We start from the raw sequence: 16,101 nt of genomic DNA, 5'->3' as shown, positions 1-16,101 counted from the left end.
TTCTCCAGAAACCAGATGTGAGGAACGCCCGCAGGGATGCGGGCTCCAGCGGCAGTCAATGAAGAAGCGCTCAGGCCGGGGCGAGCCAGCGCTCGGTGAGCGCGCTCCAGTAGGCGGCCCCGGTCAGCAGGATGTCGTCGTTGAAGTCGTAGGCGGGGTTGTGCACCATCGGCCGATCCACGCCGTTGCCGATGAACAGGTAGGCACCGGGGCAGCGTTGCAGCATCCAGGCAAAGTCTTCGCTGCCCATCAGCTTGCGGGTATTGCCATCGACGGCGGCTTCTCCGAGCAGCTCGTTACCGACCTGGCGGGCGAAAGCGTTTTCCGCGGCATGGTTGATCAGCACCGGGTAGGCAGGCCGGTGTTCGATGCTCACGCGGCAGCCGAAGCTCTTGGCCTGGGCGTGGATGATCGCCTGTACGCGCTCCAGGGTCAGGCGCCTGACCTCGCCATCGAGCGCACGCAGGCTCAGGCGCAACAAGGCCTGCTGCGGAATGACGTTGGCCGCCTCGCCAGCCTGCAGCGCACCGACGGTAACCACTGCCGCCTCCTGGGCATCGATGTTGCGCGCCACCACGGTCTGCAGCGCCATCACCACACTGGCGGCCGCAACCAGTGGGTCGACGGTCAGGTGCGGCATCGAACCATGACCACCGACGCCCTCCAGGATGACGGTCAGCAGGTCCTGGGAAGCCATCATCGGTCCTTCGCGAAACCCCAGGTGCCCGGCGGCCAGCCCCGGCATGTTGTGCATGCCGAACAGCGCATCGCAGGGGAAGCGCTCGAGCAGGCCATCGGCGAGCATCGCCTCGGCGCCGCCCTGCCCCTCCTCGGCCGGCTGAAAGATCAGTGTCAGGGTGCCGTCGAAACGCCGGGTCGCCGCCAGGTAGCGAGCAGCACCGAGCAGCATCACGGTATGGCCGTCGTGTCCGCAGGCATGCATGCAACCCGGGTGTCGGCTGCTGTAGGCCGCGCCCGTGGCCTCGACGATCGGCAACGCATCCATGTCGGCGCGCAGCCCCAGGCGGCGCGTGCTGCTGCCGTTGCGCAGCACACCGACCACGCCGGTGCGGCCAATTCCGGTGTGGACCTCGTAGCCCCAATCGCGCAGGGTCTGGGCGACCAGCGACGAAGTGCGATTCTCCTCGAAGCCCAGTTCAGGGTGGGCATGGATATCCTGGCGCAGTGCCTGAAGCTCGCCGGCAACGTCGGCGAGCCAGGCCAGGATGTGCGGGTGTTTGGATGTGGTCATCGGGCATCTCCTCGCGCGGGTTGCAGTCCCGCTTTTGTTATTCGCTCGGGGATTGCGGCACGAGAGGCAGGCCGCAGGTGGTGCCAGATAAACCTGACGGCGCGGCGGCGACAATCGAATGTGGTTCCGCTGTGTGGAACCCGGCGTGCAAGCCGGGCTTGAAGCGGGGTCGTCCCTCCATCACTACTTCGCTATTTTTGTAAATAGCGATAGTGATTTCAGGATCGAAGTGGGCCGCTGTAGCTTCTCTGCCCCTGCACTACACTTTCCAGGCTTCGAAAACACTCGCCAAGCCCCTGGAGGTGTCCCATGAGCAACCCCACCCAAAGCACATTTACCGGCTGGGCCGCGACGGCAGCCGGTGCGCCACTGCAGCGGTACAGCTACGATCCCGGCCCGCTGGCTGACGACGAGGTGCAGGTCGTGGTCGAGTACTGCGGTGTCTGCCACTCCGACCAGTCGATGATCGACAACGAATGGGGGCTGACCCGGTACCCGTTCATTCCTGGCCACGAGGTGGTCGGGCGCATCGAACAGGTTGGTAATCGGGTGAAGGGGCTGCAAGTTGGACAGCGGGTCGGGATCGGTTGGTACAAAGGCAGTTGCATGCACTGCGCGCCGTGCATGGAAGGCTCGCACAACCTGTGTGGTTCGGCCCGGCCGACGATAATCGGCAGTAACGGCGGTTTCGCCGACCGCCTGCGAGCGCACTGGGCCTGGGCCATCCCACTGCCGGACGGCCTCGACCCTGCCCTTGTCGGCCCCTTGTTCTGTGCCGGTTCGACGGTGTTCAACCCGCTGCTGTCATTCGGTGTCAAACCCACCGATCGCGTCGGGGTGGTCGGCATCGGCGGGCTGGGGCACCTGGCGCTGAAGTTTCTCAATGCCTGGGGCTGCGAAGTGACCGCGTTCACCTCATCCTTGAACAAGCAGGATGAAGCGAGGCGCCTGGGCGCACACAAGGTGGTGGCCTCCACCGACAGCCGGGCGCTCAAGGGTATCGCCGGCACCCTCGACTTCCTCCTGGTGACGGCCAATGCCGACCTGGACTGGACCGCCATGATCGGCACCCTCGGTACCCGCGGTCGGGTGAACTTCGTCGGTGTGGTGCCCGGGGCGATCCCGGTGCATGTGTTCAACCTCATGCTCCAGCAGAAAAGCCTGTCCGCCTCGCCGGTCGGTTCCCCGGCGGCGATGGCGAAAATGCTCGAGTTCTGCGCCCGCCACCAGATCGCTCCCCAGGTCGAGCAGTTTGCGATGAGCCAGGTCAACGCGGCGATCGACCACCTGCGCAGCGGCAAGGCGCGCTACCGGGTAGTACTCGACGCCAGTCGCTGAAACAAAGCGGTGTCATTGGCGCAGAGGATGATCGACAATGTCGCGGCCGCAGGCTCAGCCCTGCGGTCAGACAAGAACAACCGGACCGCCTGCCGTCATGACGCTCTTCTACCTCAAGCTCGTTGTCACTCCCCTTCTTATGTGGGCCGTCTCCCTCGCCTCGCGGCGCTGGGGAGGATTGCTCGGCGGCTTGCTCTCTGGCATGCCGATCACCTCGGCGCTGGTCATGATCTTCCTGTGCCTGGAACAAGGCACCGCCTTCTCCCTGAACGCCATACCGGGCGCACTCGGCGGGCTGGCGGCGGTCCAGGCCAGCTATGCCTGCTACCTGTTCGCCAGCCGCAAGCTTGGCGTGGCCCTCACGGCAGTGGTGTCGCTCGCGCTGTACGGCGTGGCAGCCTATGTACTGACCCATTGGGGCAATCTGCCGGTATCGATCGTTGTCGCCTTGTGCCTGGTGGTGCTGCTGGTCTGGGCCACGGCCCGCGAGCCGCGCCCGGCGCAACTTGCGCAGATCAAGGCGCGCTGGTGGGAAATCCCCATGCGCATGGTCGCCGCCACCGGCCTGCTGATGCTCACCACAGGCGCGGCGAGCTGGCTGGGACCTGCCGTCAGCGGCATGCTCGCGCCGATTCCGGTGATCGCCTGGCCGTTGGTGGTGTTCTCCCATGTCCAAGGCGGGCGCTTCTCCATGGCCGGGATGATCCGCGGCAACGCCATCGGCGCCGTCGGGGTGATTGCCTTTTACCTGAGCCTTGGCGCGCTGCTGCCGCACCTGGGTATCGCCCTGACCTTCCTGCTCGCCGTGGGGCTGGCGGTGGTGCTGACCGTGGGGCTGGCGACGCTGCTGCGCTCGCGCACGGCTTCAGCGGGCAAGTAAGGGCGCCTGACCATGCAACTGAACAACCTCATCCGTCGTCTTGACCTGGTGACCTTGCAGTTGTTCGTCGCCATCCACGAGGAAGGTAGCCTGACCCGTGCCGCCGCGCGCGAGGCGATCGCATTGTCGGCGGCAAGCAAGCGCCTCAACGAGCTGGAGGCAGCGCTCGGCTCGCCGCTGTTCGCCCGCCAGGCCCGTGGCATGAGCCTGACCCCGGCCGGGGAAACCCTGCTGCACCACGCCCGGCGCATGCTGTTCAACCTCGAGAAGATAGGCCTGGAACTGGGCGAGCACTTGCAGGGAGTGCGCGGCTACGTGCGCATGCTCGCCAACCTGTCGGCGATCATCCAGTTTCTGCCCGAGGACCTGGCGCTGTTCGCCGCAGAACACGAACGGATCAAGGTGGACCTGGAGGAGCGGCCCAGCAATGGCGTGATCCAGGGGTTGCTCGATGGCGTGGCGGACCTGGGTATCTGCTCCAGCGACAGCGACACCCGCGACCTGCTCAAGGTGCGCTACAGACGCGACCAGTTGGTGCTGGTGGTGCGTGAAGGGCATCCATTGGCAGACCAGGCGCAGGTGGACTTCGCCGAAACCCTGGATAATGACTTTGTCGGCCTGCACTCGGCGAGCTCCATCAACATGCGTACCCACGAGGCCGCTCGCCGCGCCGGGCGGGTTTTGCGCCTGCGTATTCATGTCCCCAGTTTCGATGCAGTGTGCCGCATGGTGCAGGCTGACATGGGCGTGGGGATCCTGCCGCGCAAGGCCTTCGAGTTGTTTGGCGGTGCGCTGGGGTTGCGTGCGGTGGCGCTGAGCGACGACTGGGCCGAGCGTGAGTTGCTGCTGGTGGCGCGGGACCTTGAGTCGCTGTCACCGGTGAGCCGCTTGCTGTTCGAGCATTTGCGCGCGGCTGAGCCTGGCGGCTGAGGGGTGTCGCCCCTACCCTTCGCATTTGGCGAACGGTTGTTGCCGACACAGGATTGGTGCGTTCCCGGCGCCAGTCGTAGCCTCTACCTCAAAGTCCAAGAACAAAGAGGTACGCACCATGCCTGCCCCGCTACAAGGCATCAGGGTCCTGGAAATAGGCACGCTGATCGCCGCCCCCTTCGCCGCTCGCCTGCTCGGTGAGTTCGGCGCCGAAGTCATCAAGATCGAGGCCCTGGGCCAGGGCGACCCGCTTCGCAAGTGGCGAAAGCTGCACGACGGCACCTCACTGTGGTGGTACCTGCAGTCACGCAACAAGAAGTCGCTGGCCCTCGACCTGAAGGCCGCTGAAGGCCTTGCCATCGTCAAGCGCCTGCTGGCCGACACCGACGTGCTGATCGAGAACCTGCGCCCCGGTGCGCTGGAAAAGCTCGGCCTGGGCTGGGACGAGCTGCACGCGCTCAATCCACGCCTGACCCTGGTGCGTATCTCCGGCTATGGCCAGAGCGGCCCGTATCGCGACCGGCCTGGCTTCGGTGCGATCGGCGAGGCCATGGGCGGTATTCGCTACACCACCGGCGAACAGGGTTCGGCACCGGCGCGGGCAGGCGTCAGCCTGGGCGACTCGCTGGCCTCGTTGCACGCGGTGATGGGTGCCCTGCTCTCGCTGTTTAACGTGCGTGCCAATGGCGGTGTCGGTCAGGTGGTCGATGTATCGCTGGTGGAAAGCGTGTTCAACCTGATGGAAAGCCTGGTGCCGGAGTACGACCTGCTGGGGCATGTCCGCGAACGCAGCGGTGGCGCCCTGCCCGGCATCGCGCCGTCGAACACCTACCGCACCGCCGACGGCGCGTTCGTGGTGATCGCCGGCAACAGCGACCCGATCTTCCGGCGCCTGATGCAGGCCATCGGCCGACCAGACCTGGGCGAGGCCGAGGCCTTTGCCCATAACGATGGTCGCGCCGCGCAATCGGCACAGCTCGACGACGCGATCGAGGCCTGGACCCGCCGCCACCCGATCGACCAGGTACTGGCCACGCTGGAAGCTGCCGAGGTCCCGGCCGGGCGCATCTATTCGGTTGCCGACATCGTCAACGACCCGCACTACCAGGCCCGCGACATGCTGCTGGACAGCCAGCTGCCCGACGGTACGCCGGTGCGCATGCCGGGTATCGTGCCGAAGCTTTCGGATACGCCCGGGCGCGTCGACTGGCAGGGCCCGGCGCTGGGCGAGCACACCGATGCACTGTTGGCTGGGCTGGGCTTGAGCGCCGATGAGATCATCGGCCTGCGGGCCAAGGGGGTGGTGCAATGATCGACAACAACGCAGACCTGCTGGTGGTGCAGGAGGTTGCCCCGCGTGACGGCCTGCAGATCGAACCGACCTGGGTGCCGACCGAAGACAAGGTCCGCCTGATCGATGGCCTGTCGAAGCTGGGTTTCAGCCGCATCGAAGCGGGTTCGTTCGTTTCGCCCAAGGCCATTCCGGCACTGCGCGATGGTGATGAAGTCTTCCGTGGCATCCAGCGTCAGCCGGGTGTGATCTACGTCGCCCTGATCCCCAACCTCAAAGGCGCCGAGCGCGCACTGGCTGCCGGCGCCGACGAGCTGAACCTGGTGCTGTCGGCCAGTCAGTCGCACAACCTGGCCAACATGCGCATGCGCCGCGAACAGTCGCTGGCCGGCTTTGGCGATATCGTCCAGGCCGTGCAAGGTCGGGGGGTGAGTCTCAACGCCAGTGTCGCCACTGCGTTCGGTTGCCCGTTCGAAGGCGCCGTCGAGGAAGACCTGGTGCTGCGCCTGCTCGACGCCTACCTGGAGCTGGGTGTGCAGGGTGTGACCCTGGCCGATACCACTGGCATGGCCAATCCGCGTCAGGTCGCGCGCCTGGTGCGGCGCAGCCTGGAGCGCCTGCCGGCATCGATGCTCACGTTGCACTTTCACAACACCCGTGGGCTGGGCCTGTGCAATGTGCTTGCCGCCTACGAAGCCGGTGCGCGGCGCTTCGATGCCGCGCTCGGCGGGCTGGGCGGCTGCCCGTTCGCGCCGGGAGCATCGGGCAACATCTGCAGCGAGGACCTGGTCAACCTGTGCATCGAGACGGGCATCCCTACCAGCATCGACCTCGACGGCCTGCTGAAGATGTCGCGCAGCCTGCCTGCGCTGCTCGGCCATGAGGTGCCGGGGCAACTGGTCAAGGCCGGACGCAATTGCGACCTGCACCCGCTGCCGGCCGGCCTGCCCGCCTGATTCTTCGCTACACCCAAGGGGCCGTGGCCCCGCCAGACAACAAGAACAACAAGGCCGCCCACAGGGCGGCCCGACTGGAGAACATCAATGACCCTTTCCGCCCTGCCGCTGGGTGCCACCGATGGCGCCGACAGCGAAAAAGCCCTGGTCCGCAAGGTCGCCTGGCGCCTCATGCCGTTGATCATGGTGTGTTATCTGTTCGCCTTCTTCGACCGCATCAACATCAGTTTCGCCAAGTTCCAGTTGCAGACCGACCTCGGTTTCAGCGACACCGCCTACGGCCTGGGGGCGAGCCTGTTCGTGGTGGGCTATGTATTGTTCGAGGTGCCGAGCAACCTGATGCTATACAAGGTCGGTGCCCGCCGCTGGATCGCGCGGATCATGATTTCGTGGGGCCTGGCCACCGCCGCCATGGTGTTCGTCACCAGCGAATGGCAGTTCTATGCCCTGCGCTTCATCATCGGCGCCATGGAAGCCGGTTTCGCGCCCGGCGTGCTGTACTACCTGACGCTGTGGTTCCCGCAGCATTTCCGTGGCCGCATCACCTCGCTGCTGTTCCTCGCTTCGGCCTTCGCCGGGCTGTTCGGCGCGCCGTTCTCGGGCCTGGTGCTCGGTCATCTTGACGGGGTCATGCAGATGCGCGGCTGGCACTGGCTGTTTCTGCTGGGCGGCCTGCCCTGCGTAGCGCTTGGCTTGCTGGTGCTGACCCAGCTCAAGGACCGCATCGAGGACGCCGGCTGGCTCAGCGACAAGGAAAAACAGTTGCTGCGCTCACGCATCGAGCCGGCGCAGGCGGCTCATGGAAAAGGTTCGTTGCTGCAGGCGATCCGCATCCCCGGTTTCCTGATGCTCGGATTGATCTACTTCCTGATTCAGATCGCCTCCTACGGCCTGAACTTCTGGGCACCTCAACTGATCCGCAGCGCGGGGACGGAGAACCCGTCGATGATTGGCCTGCTGACGGCTGTGCCCTATGTCTGCGGGGCAATCACCATGGTGGTGTGCGGCCGGTGGTCGGATGCGACCGGCGAGCGGCGCTGGTTTACCGCCGGGTTGATCAGCCTCGGTGCCGTGGGCTTCCTGTGCGCCGGGCTGTTCGATGACCACACGCCGTTGTTGATCGTCTCCCTCGGTCTGCTGGGTGCCGGTGTGGTGGCGGCCATTCCGAGCTTCTGGGCGCTGCCGCCGAAGTTGCTGGCCGGCGCAGGCGCCGGGGCTGCCGGTGGCATCGCGCTGATCAATACGCTCGGGCAGTTGGGCGGGATCGTCAGCCCGGTACTGGTAGGGCGTATTCGCGATCTGTCGGGCAGCACCACGCCTGCGCTGTATCTGATCGCTGCCACGAGCCTGGTGACAGCGGTGCTGTTGTTGTTCGCCTTGCCGGAAAAACTGCGCACGCGGGACTTGCCGAAACACTGAGGCCATTCGGTTGCCAGGTCCGCGGCCATCGCTTGCCCGGCAACCGAAGAAACCGCAAAACCAAGGCGACCAACGGTCGAACATCTGATTGTTGTTAATCCTGAGAAAATCCTGGCCCTCCATCCTCTCTCCATCGGCCGCTCTTGCAAGGCCCTTGAAGAATCAAACTACGATGGAGAGTCAAACCATGAAATCCCTGCGCTATGCCCTGGCCCTGCTGGCCGCCACCGCCGTAACCTCCGCCTTCGCCGAAGGCGGCGCCGAGCGCCTGCAGGAACACCATGCCCGCTGGGCCCTGCAACAGCAGCAGAGCAAAGATATGGTGGCCAAGCGCGAAGCCGCCAAGGCCGCCCAGCAAGACGCCCAGGTCAACAGCAACAGCGGCCAGGACACAGCGGCCAAACCTTCGTCCTGATTCAGCAGAGGGTGCGGCCTCCTGTCGCACCTCAAGGGCTTTGGCAAGTGATGGGGCGCGGGCGTAGAATGCCGCGCCTTTTCGCCCAGTCGCCTCGTACGGTGGCTACCGGCAGCAATGACAACGTCCGTGCCTCAGCCACATCGCGCATGTGCAACAGGCTCAACCGACCCCGCCCGATCTCGTGCTCCGAGTCTGCGGTTGAGTCTTGCCCTGGTCGCATCCCCGCCCTGGCACTTACGTGCAGCCCCACTCCTTCGAGGTCTGGTCAGACGCGTGTGGTCGAAGAGGTTCATTTGCTGATCGATCACTTGAGGTACGTATGTCTCCGCGTTTGCTGGCGATGGCGCTGGCACCCCTGCTCGGGCTGTTCATCATTGCCCTGGGCAATGGCCTGCTGTATTCCCTGACCACCCTGCGCCTCGGCGAAGCCGGCGAATCGGCAACGATGATCGGTATCGTCTCGTCGGGCTTCTTCATCGGGCTCACCCTCGGCGCCATCTTCAACGACCGGCTGATCCTGCGCATTGGCCACATCCGTGCCTACAGCAGTTTCGCTTCGCTGATTGCCGCAACCATTCTGTTGCAGGGCCTGTTCGTCGACACCTGGGGCTGGTTCGCCCTGCGCCTGCTCAACGGCTGGGCGACGGTCGGCGTGTTCCTGGTGATCGAAAGCTGGCTGCTGCTGGCCGGTGACGCGAAGATTCGTGGACGCCTGCTGGCCCTGTACATGATTGCGCTGTACGGCGCGGGCGTGCTGGGCCAGGCGATGCTCGGCGAGCTGGTGAGCCTGGGCGCCAGTGCGCCGTTCACCGTTGCGGGCATGCTGGCGGCGCTGTCGGTACTGCCGATCGTGATCCTGCCGCGGGTATCGCCGTTGCTGGACCAGGTCGAGCCGCTCAAGCCGCGGCAACTGCTGGGGGTGACGCCGAGCGGCCTGGTCGGCTGTTTTGGTTCGGGCGTGGCGATTGCTGCGGTATATGCGCTGCTGCCGCTGTACCTGCAGCGTATTGGCCTGGATGTCGGTGAAGTCGGGCGCATGATGGCCTGGGTGATCCTGGGCGCGATGCTGCTGCAGTACCCGGTCGGGCGCTGGTCCGACCGCAAGGATCGCCAGGATGTGTTGATCGCCCTGGGTACGCTGTGCGTCGTGCTGTCGCTGGTCATCCTGCTGTTGCCCTCCACCTCGGCGTGGCTGCCAGCGGTATTGTTCCTGCTGGGTGGCGGTGTGTTCGCGGTGTATCCGGTGGCGGTCAGCCATGCCGCCGACCGCGCGCCGATGGATGCGCTGGTGCCGATGATCCAGGGCCTGCTGCTGATCAACTCGCTGGGGTCGGCGATGAGCCCGCTGGCGATCTCGCCAGTGATGACCTCCTATGGCGAGGCCGGGCTGTTCTGGGCCTTCGCCGTGATCAACCTGGCAATGGTCAGCTTCTTCGTCTGGCGGCGTGGCAAGCGCCCGGCGCCCGAGCATCCGGCCCCCTTCGCGCCTACCGCGACCTTCTCGCCAACCGGCGCCGAGTTGCGCATGACCGAGGAACTGATCCACGCCGCGCAGGATCATCCGCCGATCGTCGATGCCGTTACGGGTGAAAGCGCCCCGCTCGCGCGCTCCGAGCCTGCCTGATCGAAGTGCGCACGTGGGGCTGCATGGCATCCCCACGACCGCCCGTCGCTCGACGGGCACCCTGCCCTCTGCGCGCAGCCGAACGAAGGACGATCATCCTCGTAGGAGATTCACCATGGCTCACATGCGCCCGCTCTTTTTCTTCCTCGCCTTGGGGCTGGCTTCCAGTGCCAGCTTCGCCGCAACCGACACCAATCACTCCGACCACAAGGCCCCCGCCACACAGGGCGAGACCGCCGGCGACGGCAGCAGCGTCAACAGCCCTGGCGGCAGCAAGGGTAACGACAGCAGTGATACCGGCAGCAACGCCGACGCGGCTGACGGCAGCACCGGTGGCTCGAGCAGCACTGGCGAGGCTACCGGCAGCGGTGCCGGGGCAACCGGTGGCAGTGCCGAGGACCAGGACAGCCGGTAAGCCCTAGCGCCAGCAGCGTGGGTCATCCACCAGCCGCTCATGCGCCTGGAACAGCACCGGCAACTGCTCCTTGAGAAAGTCCAGCCAGGTACGCACCTTGGCATCGAGATAGTGCCGCGACGGGTAGATCGCATAGATCTCCCGTTGCCGCAACCGATGCGGGGCTAGCAGTCGGCAAAGGCGCCCGTCCTCCAGTGCCTGGCTGGCCGAGTAATAGGGCAGCAAGCCAATGCCCATGCCGAGCTCGGTCGCCTTGACCATCGCATCGGCCACATTGGTGAGAAAGGTGTCCTGGGGGGAAATCACGCAGCTGTCCGGCGCGTCACCGAAGGGCCAGTCCTCCTCGAACAGCGGATCGACCGTGCGCAGGCAGACATGCTCGTGCAGGTCCTCGGGACGCTTGGGGACGCCGTGGCGAGCCAGGTAGTCGGGGGAAGCACACAGCACGCTGTAGATGCTGCCCAGCGGGATGGCGATCAGTTGCGAGTCAGGCAGGCCCTGGCCGATGGCAATGACCACGTCATGCCCTTCGGCGAGCAGGTCGGGGTTGCGCTGGGACAGGGTGAGCTCCATCACCACTTCACGGCACGAGGCGTTGTAGCGTGCCACCAACGGCATCATCAGCAGACCCAGACCATGACTGCAATGCACGCGCAGGCGTCCGCGGGGCGTGAGGTGGGCGCCGCGTGCTTCGTCAAAGGCCTCTTCGGTCAACAGCATGATCTGGCGCGAGCGTTCGAGAAAGCGCTCCCCCGCCTCGCTCATGCGCAGCCGCCGGGTCGTGCGATGCAGCAGGCGAGTCTGCAACTGGTTTTCCAGTTCGGCGACGATCCGCGACACCTGCGCCGCCGAAATGTCCAGAGCATTGGCGGCTGCGGCGAAGCTGCCGCACTCCACGACTCGGGCGAAAGTGCGCATTGCGTGCAGCATGTCCATGAAGTGACGCTCCAGCGTGATTCATACCTTGAAGGCAGGAATCTATCACGGTCCAGCCCATTTATTGTGAAACACCAATGAATGGATCATGAGGGAAACCTCATCTGGAGTTCATCATGAAACGCTCGATCGCCGCACTTGCGCTGTGTAGCGCCCTCCTGCCCATTGCCGCCTTCGCCGAGCAGCCTCGCACGCCGTCTGCCGAGGGGCAGGCTTACGAATACGGTATGCCGCTGGATGTCGCCAAGGTGGTGTCGATCACCCCAGCCAGTAACGCTGCCGATTGCCAGGTGGGCACGGCGCACATGGTCTATGTTAACCATCAGGGCCAGACCCACAAGATCGCCTACCGCGAAATGGGCAACTGCTCGCAGCAATGAGCTTCAGGCCAGCAACTGGTCGATCCAGTCGATGTGCATCGCAAAAGCCCGGGCCTTGTCCTGAGGCACTTCCCTAGCCCGTTCGAAGTTGGCCAATGCCTGTTGACGCTGGCGCCGCATGCGCTGCCACTTGTTGATGAACGCCGCGCTTTTCTCGCGCATGAGCAAGGGGCCGAACAATAGCTCCTGCGGGCTGTAGCGCACCGAGTCGGCTTGTTCGGCGACGATGATCTCGTAGTCGAAGCGGTTCTCCCGCAACACCTCTTCGCTGACAATCCGATAGCCGTTGTCCATCAACCACTGGCGCAGCGGTTGCTCGCCACCATTGGGTTGCAGCACCAGGCGCTGCCCATCCTGCAACCTCGCCTTGCCTGCCTCGAGGATCTCGACAATGGTTTCCCCGCCCATGCCCGAGAGGCTGATGGTGTCGATGCGATCATCGCTTTCGATGGCGGCCAGACCGTTGGCCAGGCGCACGCTGATGCGCGCGTCCAGCCCGTTGCGGCGCACATTGCGCCGGGCTGACTCGCAAGGCCCTGCCGCCGCCTCGCCCGCCACTGCGGCCTCGATGGCGCCACGCAATACCAGGACCACCGGCAGGAAGCCGTGGTCGGAACCGATATCGGCCAGGCGCGCCCCTGGCGGGATGTGAGCCGCCACGCGTTCCAGCCGCTGCGACAATGTCTGTTCGTTCAACGCCAACCCCTTGCATGAGAATCGGCGCGATTCTGAAGGCCGGGGCGCGTCATTTCAATGCATTTGCGACCGGGGCCGCGGCTCGCGTAGGCTTGCGCTTTCACTTCCAAAGCAAGGCAGAGTCGTTCATGGCCCAGACTGGTATCACCTTCACCCCCGATGCGGACGCCGCGTCCATCTCCTCCGATGTCGCCGAATACAACGGTATCCTGGTCACCACCCAGGTCCCGGTGCGCGCCGATGGCGAGCTTGAGCTGGGCGATATCGTCACCCAGAGCGAATGCACCCTGCAGGCACTCAAGGATGCACTGGAGCGCGCGGGCAGCTCGATGGACCGCGTGCTGCACCTGACCATCTACCTGACCGACATGGCCGATCGTGCGGCATTCAACGAGGTGTACCAGCGCTTCTTCGCCAAGCCATGGCCAGTGCGTGCGGCGGTGGGCGTAGCCTCGCTCGCGTTCGAAGGGATGAAGGTCGAAGTGACGGCGATGGCGGCCAAGGGCTGATAGCAGAGCTAGACCTCCATCGCCAACAACGCCGCCCCCAGGCACTTGCCATGGGCATCCAGCGCCAACGAGCGGGTCACGCCACCACGCAATAAACCCGGCAGCACGAAGTTCAGGGCCTTGAGTTGCGGCAAGTCATAGCGACGTACAGGCCCCGCGCTTTCATCGCGAAGATGGGCGAACCACGCTGCCACCCGTTCCGCTGTCAGCTCCCGTTCAAGCAGCGGGTAGTCCTCGTCCCGATACGCGATCAGCGAGATGTTCGAGGTGTCGCCCTTGTCCCCGGTACGGGTGTGGGCAAGTTCGTGCAGTCGGCGGGTCATGGACATTGCTCCAGGTGGACTTGAGGTTGCGCGAGTTCACGCGGCAGGTAGAGGCTGGCGACGGCCAATACTTCGCGGACCTGGCGAGTGGCCCCGCCACCGCCAGCCGGGCCATTGGTGTAGAGGGTCTCGACCTCGTTGGCGACCGCCTGCGCCGCTTCACGGCTCGGGCAACGCGCCGCAACCCGCAGACGTACCTCCCAGGGTTCACCGCCCATGCCGAAGTGGCTGGCGTGCAGCGAATCAACCCCCATCAGCTCGCAGCGCAGTTCTTCGACGGCGACGCCCGTCAATGCCAGGCGTTCTTCGACGATCCGCCCGGCCAAACGCGCCCGCGCCACGGCGTTCGGGCCACCGTAGGACATCTGCCCTTCGCCGATCCAGCCATCCCGATAGCCCACGGTAACCTTGAGGTGCTGCGGGCGAGCCGTGCCTTCGCCACCACTGACGCGCACCTGATCCTTGCCGCAGGCCTGCAAGTGCACGCCCGAAAAGTCGGCCGTGACATCCGGCGTCAGATACCGACGTGGATCGTGTACCTCGTAAAGCAGTTGCTCGGTGCACGTCGCGACATCGATGCGACCGCCACTGCCGGCCACCTTGCCGAGCGTGGCCAGGCCTTCGCTGTCGATATCGGCGAAGGGGAAACCCAGCCGTGCCAGGTCGGCCACATCCTTCATGCCGGGGTCGGCAAAGTAGCCGCCACTGACCTGCCCCGCGCATTCGAGCAAGTGACCGGTCAGCGTCCCTCGGCCACGGCGGCGCCAATCGTCGGCAGGCCAGCCAAAGTGATGCACTTGGGGGGCAAGGAACAGCGACGGATCGGCGACACGACCGGTAATCACCACATCGGCGTCCAGGGCCAGCGCCTGAACGATCCCTTCGACCCCCAGATAGGCATTGGCCGAGACCAGCCGCTCACCCAACCCGGCCACCGTCAGGCCATTGTCTAGTGTCCACTCCGGGTGCTGGCGCAGCACGTCGAGCACATCGTCACCTTCCACGGCCGCGACCTTCAGCCCCTGCACCCCGAGTTCAGCCGCGATGACCGACACTTGTCGCGCGGCGCCACGCGGGTTGGCTGCGCCCATGTTGGTGATGATCCGCAGTCGCTGCCCGCCGCGGCGTACGTAGGGCAGCAGCGCCCGCATGCGCTCGGCCAGCAACGGATCGAAGCCGGCACGAGGGTCAGCCAGTCGGGCTTGCTGGGCCAGGGCAATGGTGCGTTCGGCCAGGCACTCGAAGACCAGGTAGTCCAGCTGCCCATCCCGGGCCAGTTCCACCGCAGGCTCCAGGCGATCGCCGGAATAACCGGCACCGGCGCCGATTCGCAAAGTGTTCATGTTCAGAAGACTCCAAGTGCCAGCGCGGTCAGGGTCATCAGCACCGACGCGGCGAACAGAAATGGCAGGGTGAAACGCTGGTGATCGGCAAGGTCAAGCTTGCACAGCCCCACCAGCAGGAAAGTCGCCGGGGTCAGCGGACTGACCGGGAAGCCGGTGGTATGGACCCCGAGCAGCGACGCCTGGGCCACCTGCACCGGGTCCACGCCCAGCGAGCGGCCGACTTCGGCAATCACCGGCATGACACCGAAGTAGAACGAATCCGGGTCGAACAGCAAGCTGAGCGGCATCGACACGAAGCCCACAAGGGCAGGAATCAGTCGCCCGTGCCCCGGCGGAATCTGTTGCACCGCCACCTCGGCCATGGCCTTGAGCATGCCCGTGCCCTGCATGATCCCGGTGAACACCCCCGCGGCAAGCAGGATGCTGGCCATGGTCAGGGCAGTCTTGGCGTGCGCGTCGATGCGTTCGCGCTGCTGGTCGACACGCGGGTAGTTCAGGCAAAGCGCCGCGACAGTGCCGAGCATGAACATCACCACGGGGTCGACCCAGCCGGCGATCATCACCGCCATCACCAGCACGGTGAGCAGCAGGTTCGGCCAGAACATGTGGGTCCGGCGCAGGGCCTGTTCATCGGCGCTCAAGATGCGCTGCGGTGCCGCGCCGGCATCGGCGCCGGCCATGAGCCCCAGGCGCTTCTCTTCACGTCGGCCCAGCCAGTAGGCACAGCCGAAGACGAACAACAGCCCCACCACCTGCACCGGAATCAGCGGCTGGAACAGCTCGGCCACCGGCACGTGCAGCGCGGCGGATGAACGCAGCACCGGGCCGGTCCAGGGCAGGAAGTTCACCCCCGCCGCCATCGCCGCAACGCAGGCCAGGACCCGCCGGTCGATGCCCAGGCGCGTATACAGCGGCAGCATCGCTGGCACCGTGACGAGGAACGTCACCGCACCCGAGCCGTCCAGGTGCACCAGCAACGCCAGCAGCGCGGTGCCGCAGACGATACGGGTCGGGCGGGTCCCGACGGCGCGCAGGATGCGGTCGATGATCGGGTCGAGCATGCCGGCATCGGTCATCACCCCGAAGAACAGGATGGCGAAGATGAACATGCCGACCACCGGGGCGACATTCTTGATACCCGTGAGAATGAAGCCGCTGGTCTGCAGGCCGAAGCCCGCGAGCAAGGCGGCAACGACGGGAAAGGCGATCATCGCGACCAGGGGCGAGATGCGCTTGCTCATCACCGCGATCAGCAAGGACAGAATGGTAATGACGCCGTAGAGGGCGAGCATGGGGGTACTCCGGCTTGTTTTTGTTGTTGCCCCGAGTATCAGGAGAGGGCCGGTAGCGTGTAAATTGCAATTTAAAGCCATGCACATTCGGAAAAA

Annotated in this window: 17 protein-coding genes; 11 read left to right on the top strand and 6 right to left on the bottom strand. The window is 65.3% G+C overall.

Translation table 11 applies throughout. The annotated features are described in order from the left end of the window. Positions 1-70: 70 nt before the first annotated feature. Positions 71-1,252 carry a M20 aminoacylase family protein gene (locus APH44_RS04065; RefSeq protein WP_054891414.1) on the bottom strand — a complete coding sequence of 394 codons (1,182 nt, stop codon included), beginning with the start codon at positions 1,250-1,252 and terminating at the stop codon, positions 71-73. A gap of 309 nt (positions 1,253-1,561) precedes the next feature. Between APH44_RS04065 and APH44_RS04060 the strand changes: the two genes are divergently transcribed. The 9 genes from APH44_RS04060 (at position 1,562) to APH44_RS04020 (ending at position 10,523) form a co-directional block, all read left to right on the top strand. Next, entirely contained in the window at positions 1,562-2,590 is a 1,029-nt protein-coding gene (locus tag APH44_RS04060) for an NAD(P)-dependent alcohol dehydrogenase (protein WP_054891413.1), read from the top strand. A 97-nt stretch (positions 2,591-2,687) separates the two neighbouring features. Then, the gene (locus APH44_RS04055; RefSeq protein ID WP_054891412.1) at positions 2,688-3,470 is read left to right on the top strand and encodes a hypothetical protein; all 783 of its coding nucleotides are present in this window, start codon (positions 2,688-2,690) and stop codon (positions 3,468-3,470) included. Between the two features lie 12 nt (positions 3,471-3,482). Continuing rightward, positions 3,483-4,400, top strand: a complete 918-nt coding sequence (locus tag APH44_RS04050; protein ID WP_054891411.1) for a LysR family transcriptional regulator — start codon at positions 3,483-3,485, stop codon at positions 4,398-4,400. Between the two features lie 118 nt (positions 4,401-4,518). Then, entirely contained in the window at positions 4,519-5,712 is a 1,194-nt protein-coding gene (locus APH44_RS04045) for a CaiB/BaiF CoA-transferase family protein (protein WP_054891410.1), read from the top strand. Beyond that, positions 5,709-6,647, top strand: coding sequence for a hydroxymethylglutaryl-CoA lyase (locus tag APH44_RS04040; RefSeq protein ID WP_054891409.1), 939 nt, complete (start codon positions 5,709-5,711; stop codon positions 6,645-6,647). The genes APH44_RS04045 and APH44_RS04040 overlap by 4 nt, the downstream gene beginning before the upstream one ends. Positions 6,648-6,734: 87 nt before the next feature. After that, the gene (locus APH44_RS04035; protein ID WP_054891408.1) at positions 6,735-8,066 is read left to right on the top strand and encodes an MFS transporter; all 1,332 of its coding nucleotides are present in this window, start codon (positions 6,735-6,737) and stop codon (positions 8,064-8,066) included. A 187-nt stretch (positions 8,067-8,253) separates the two neighbouring features. Beyond that, complete coding sequence (locus APH44_RS04030; protein ID WP_054891407.1) at positions 8,254-8,481, top strand: hypothetical protein; 228 nt, start codon at positions 8,254-8,256, stop codon at positions 8,479-8,481. Positions 8,482-8,803: 322 nt separating this feature from the next. Beyond that, the gene (locus APH44_RS04025; protein WP_054891406.1) at positions 8,804-10,108 is read left to right on the top strand and encodes an MFS transporter; all 1,305 of its coding nucleotides are present in this window, start codon (positions 8,804-8,806) and stop codon (positions 10,106-10,108) included. Positions 10,109-10,223: 115 nt separating this feature from the next. Beyond that, positions 10,224-10,523 carry a hypothetical protein gene (locus APH44_RS04020; RefSeq protein WP_054891405.1) on the top strand — a complete coding sequence of 100 codons (300 nt, stop codon included), beginning with the start codon at positions 10,224-10,226 and terminating at the stop codon, positions 10,521-10,523. A gap of 3 nt (positions 10,524-10,526) precedes the next feature. On the opposite strand, the gene APH44_RS04015 is transcribed toward APH44_RS04020, so the two are convergent. Then, a complete protein-coding gene (locus tag APH44_RS04015; protein ID WP_054891404.1) occupies positions 10,527-11,459 on the bottom strand; it encodes a LysR family transcriptional regulator in 933 nt (310 codons plus the stop codon). A 116-nt stretch (positions 11,460-11,575) separates the two neighbouring features. Here APH44_RS04015 and APH44_RS04010 point away from each other — a divergent pair, with 116 nt between their 5' ends. After that, positions 11,576-11,839: a DUF2790 domain-containing protein gene (locus tag APH44_RS04010; protein ID WP_054891403.1), complete on the top strand. Its 264-nt coding sequence runs from the start codon at positions 11,576-11,578 to the stop codon at positions 11,837-11,839. A gap of 3 nt (positions 11,840-11,842) precedes the next feature. Here the strand turns inward: APH44_RS04010 and APH44_RS04005 are convergent, their stop codons facing one another. Next, positions 11,843-12,535, bottom strand: coding sequence for a class I SAM-dependent methyltransferase (locus APH44_RS04005; protein ID WP_054891402.1), 693 nt, complete (start codon positions 12,533-12,535; stop codon positions 11,843-11,845). Between the two features lie 128 nt (positions 12,536-12,663). Here APH44_RS04005 and APH44_RS04000 point away from each other — a divergent pair, with 128 nt between their 5' ends. After that, positions 12,664-13,044, top strand: coding sequence for a RidA family protein (locus APH44_RS04000; protein ID WP_054891401.1), 381 nt, complete (start codon positions 12,664-12,666; stop codon positions 13,042-13,044). Between the two features lie 8 nt (positions 13,045-13,052). On the opposite strand, the gene APH44_RS03995 is transcribed toward APH44_RS04000, so the two are convergent. From APH44_RS03995 to APH44_RS03985, 3 genes are read right to left on the bottom strand one after another with little or no spacing between them, the layout of a single operon-like run. Then, the gene (locus APH44_RS03995; protein ID WP_054891400.1) at positions 13,053-13,367 is read right to left on the bottom strand and encodes a hypothetical protein; all 315 of its coding nucleotides are present in this window, start codon (positions 13,365-13,367) and stop codon (positions 13,053-13,055) included. Further along, positions 13,364-14,710 carry an acyclic terpene utilization AtuA family protein gene (locus APH44_RS03990; protein WP_054891399.1) on the bottom strand — a complete coding sequence of 449 codons (1,347 nt, stop codon included), beginning with the start codon at positions 14,708-14,710 and terminating at the stop codon, positions 13,364-13,366. Before APH44_RS03990 ends, APH44_RS03995 begins: the two co-directional genes overlap by 4 nt. Positions 14,711-14,712: 2 nt before the next feature. Then, positions 14,713-16,086, bottom strand: coding sequence for a CitMHS family transporter (locus APH44_RS03985; RefSeq protein WP_156343718.1), 1,374 nt, complete (start codon positions 16,084-16,086; stop codon positions 14,713-14,715). Positions 16,087-16,101: the final 15 nt, after the last annotated feature.

The organism is Pseudomonas sp. NBRC 111143, assembly GCF_001320965.1.
Taxonomy (GTDB): domain Bacteria; phylum Pseudomonadota; class Gammaproteobacteria; order Pseudomonadales; family Pseudomonadaceae; genus Aquipseudomonas; species Aquipseudomonas machongensis.
This window is presented reverse-complemented; position numbering and strand designations above follow the sequence as displayed.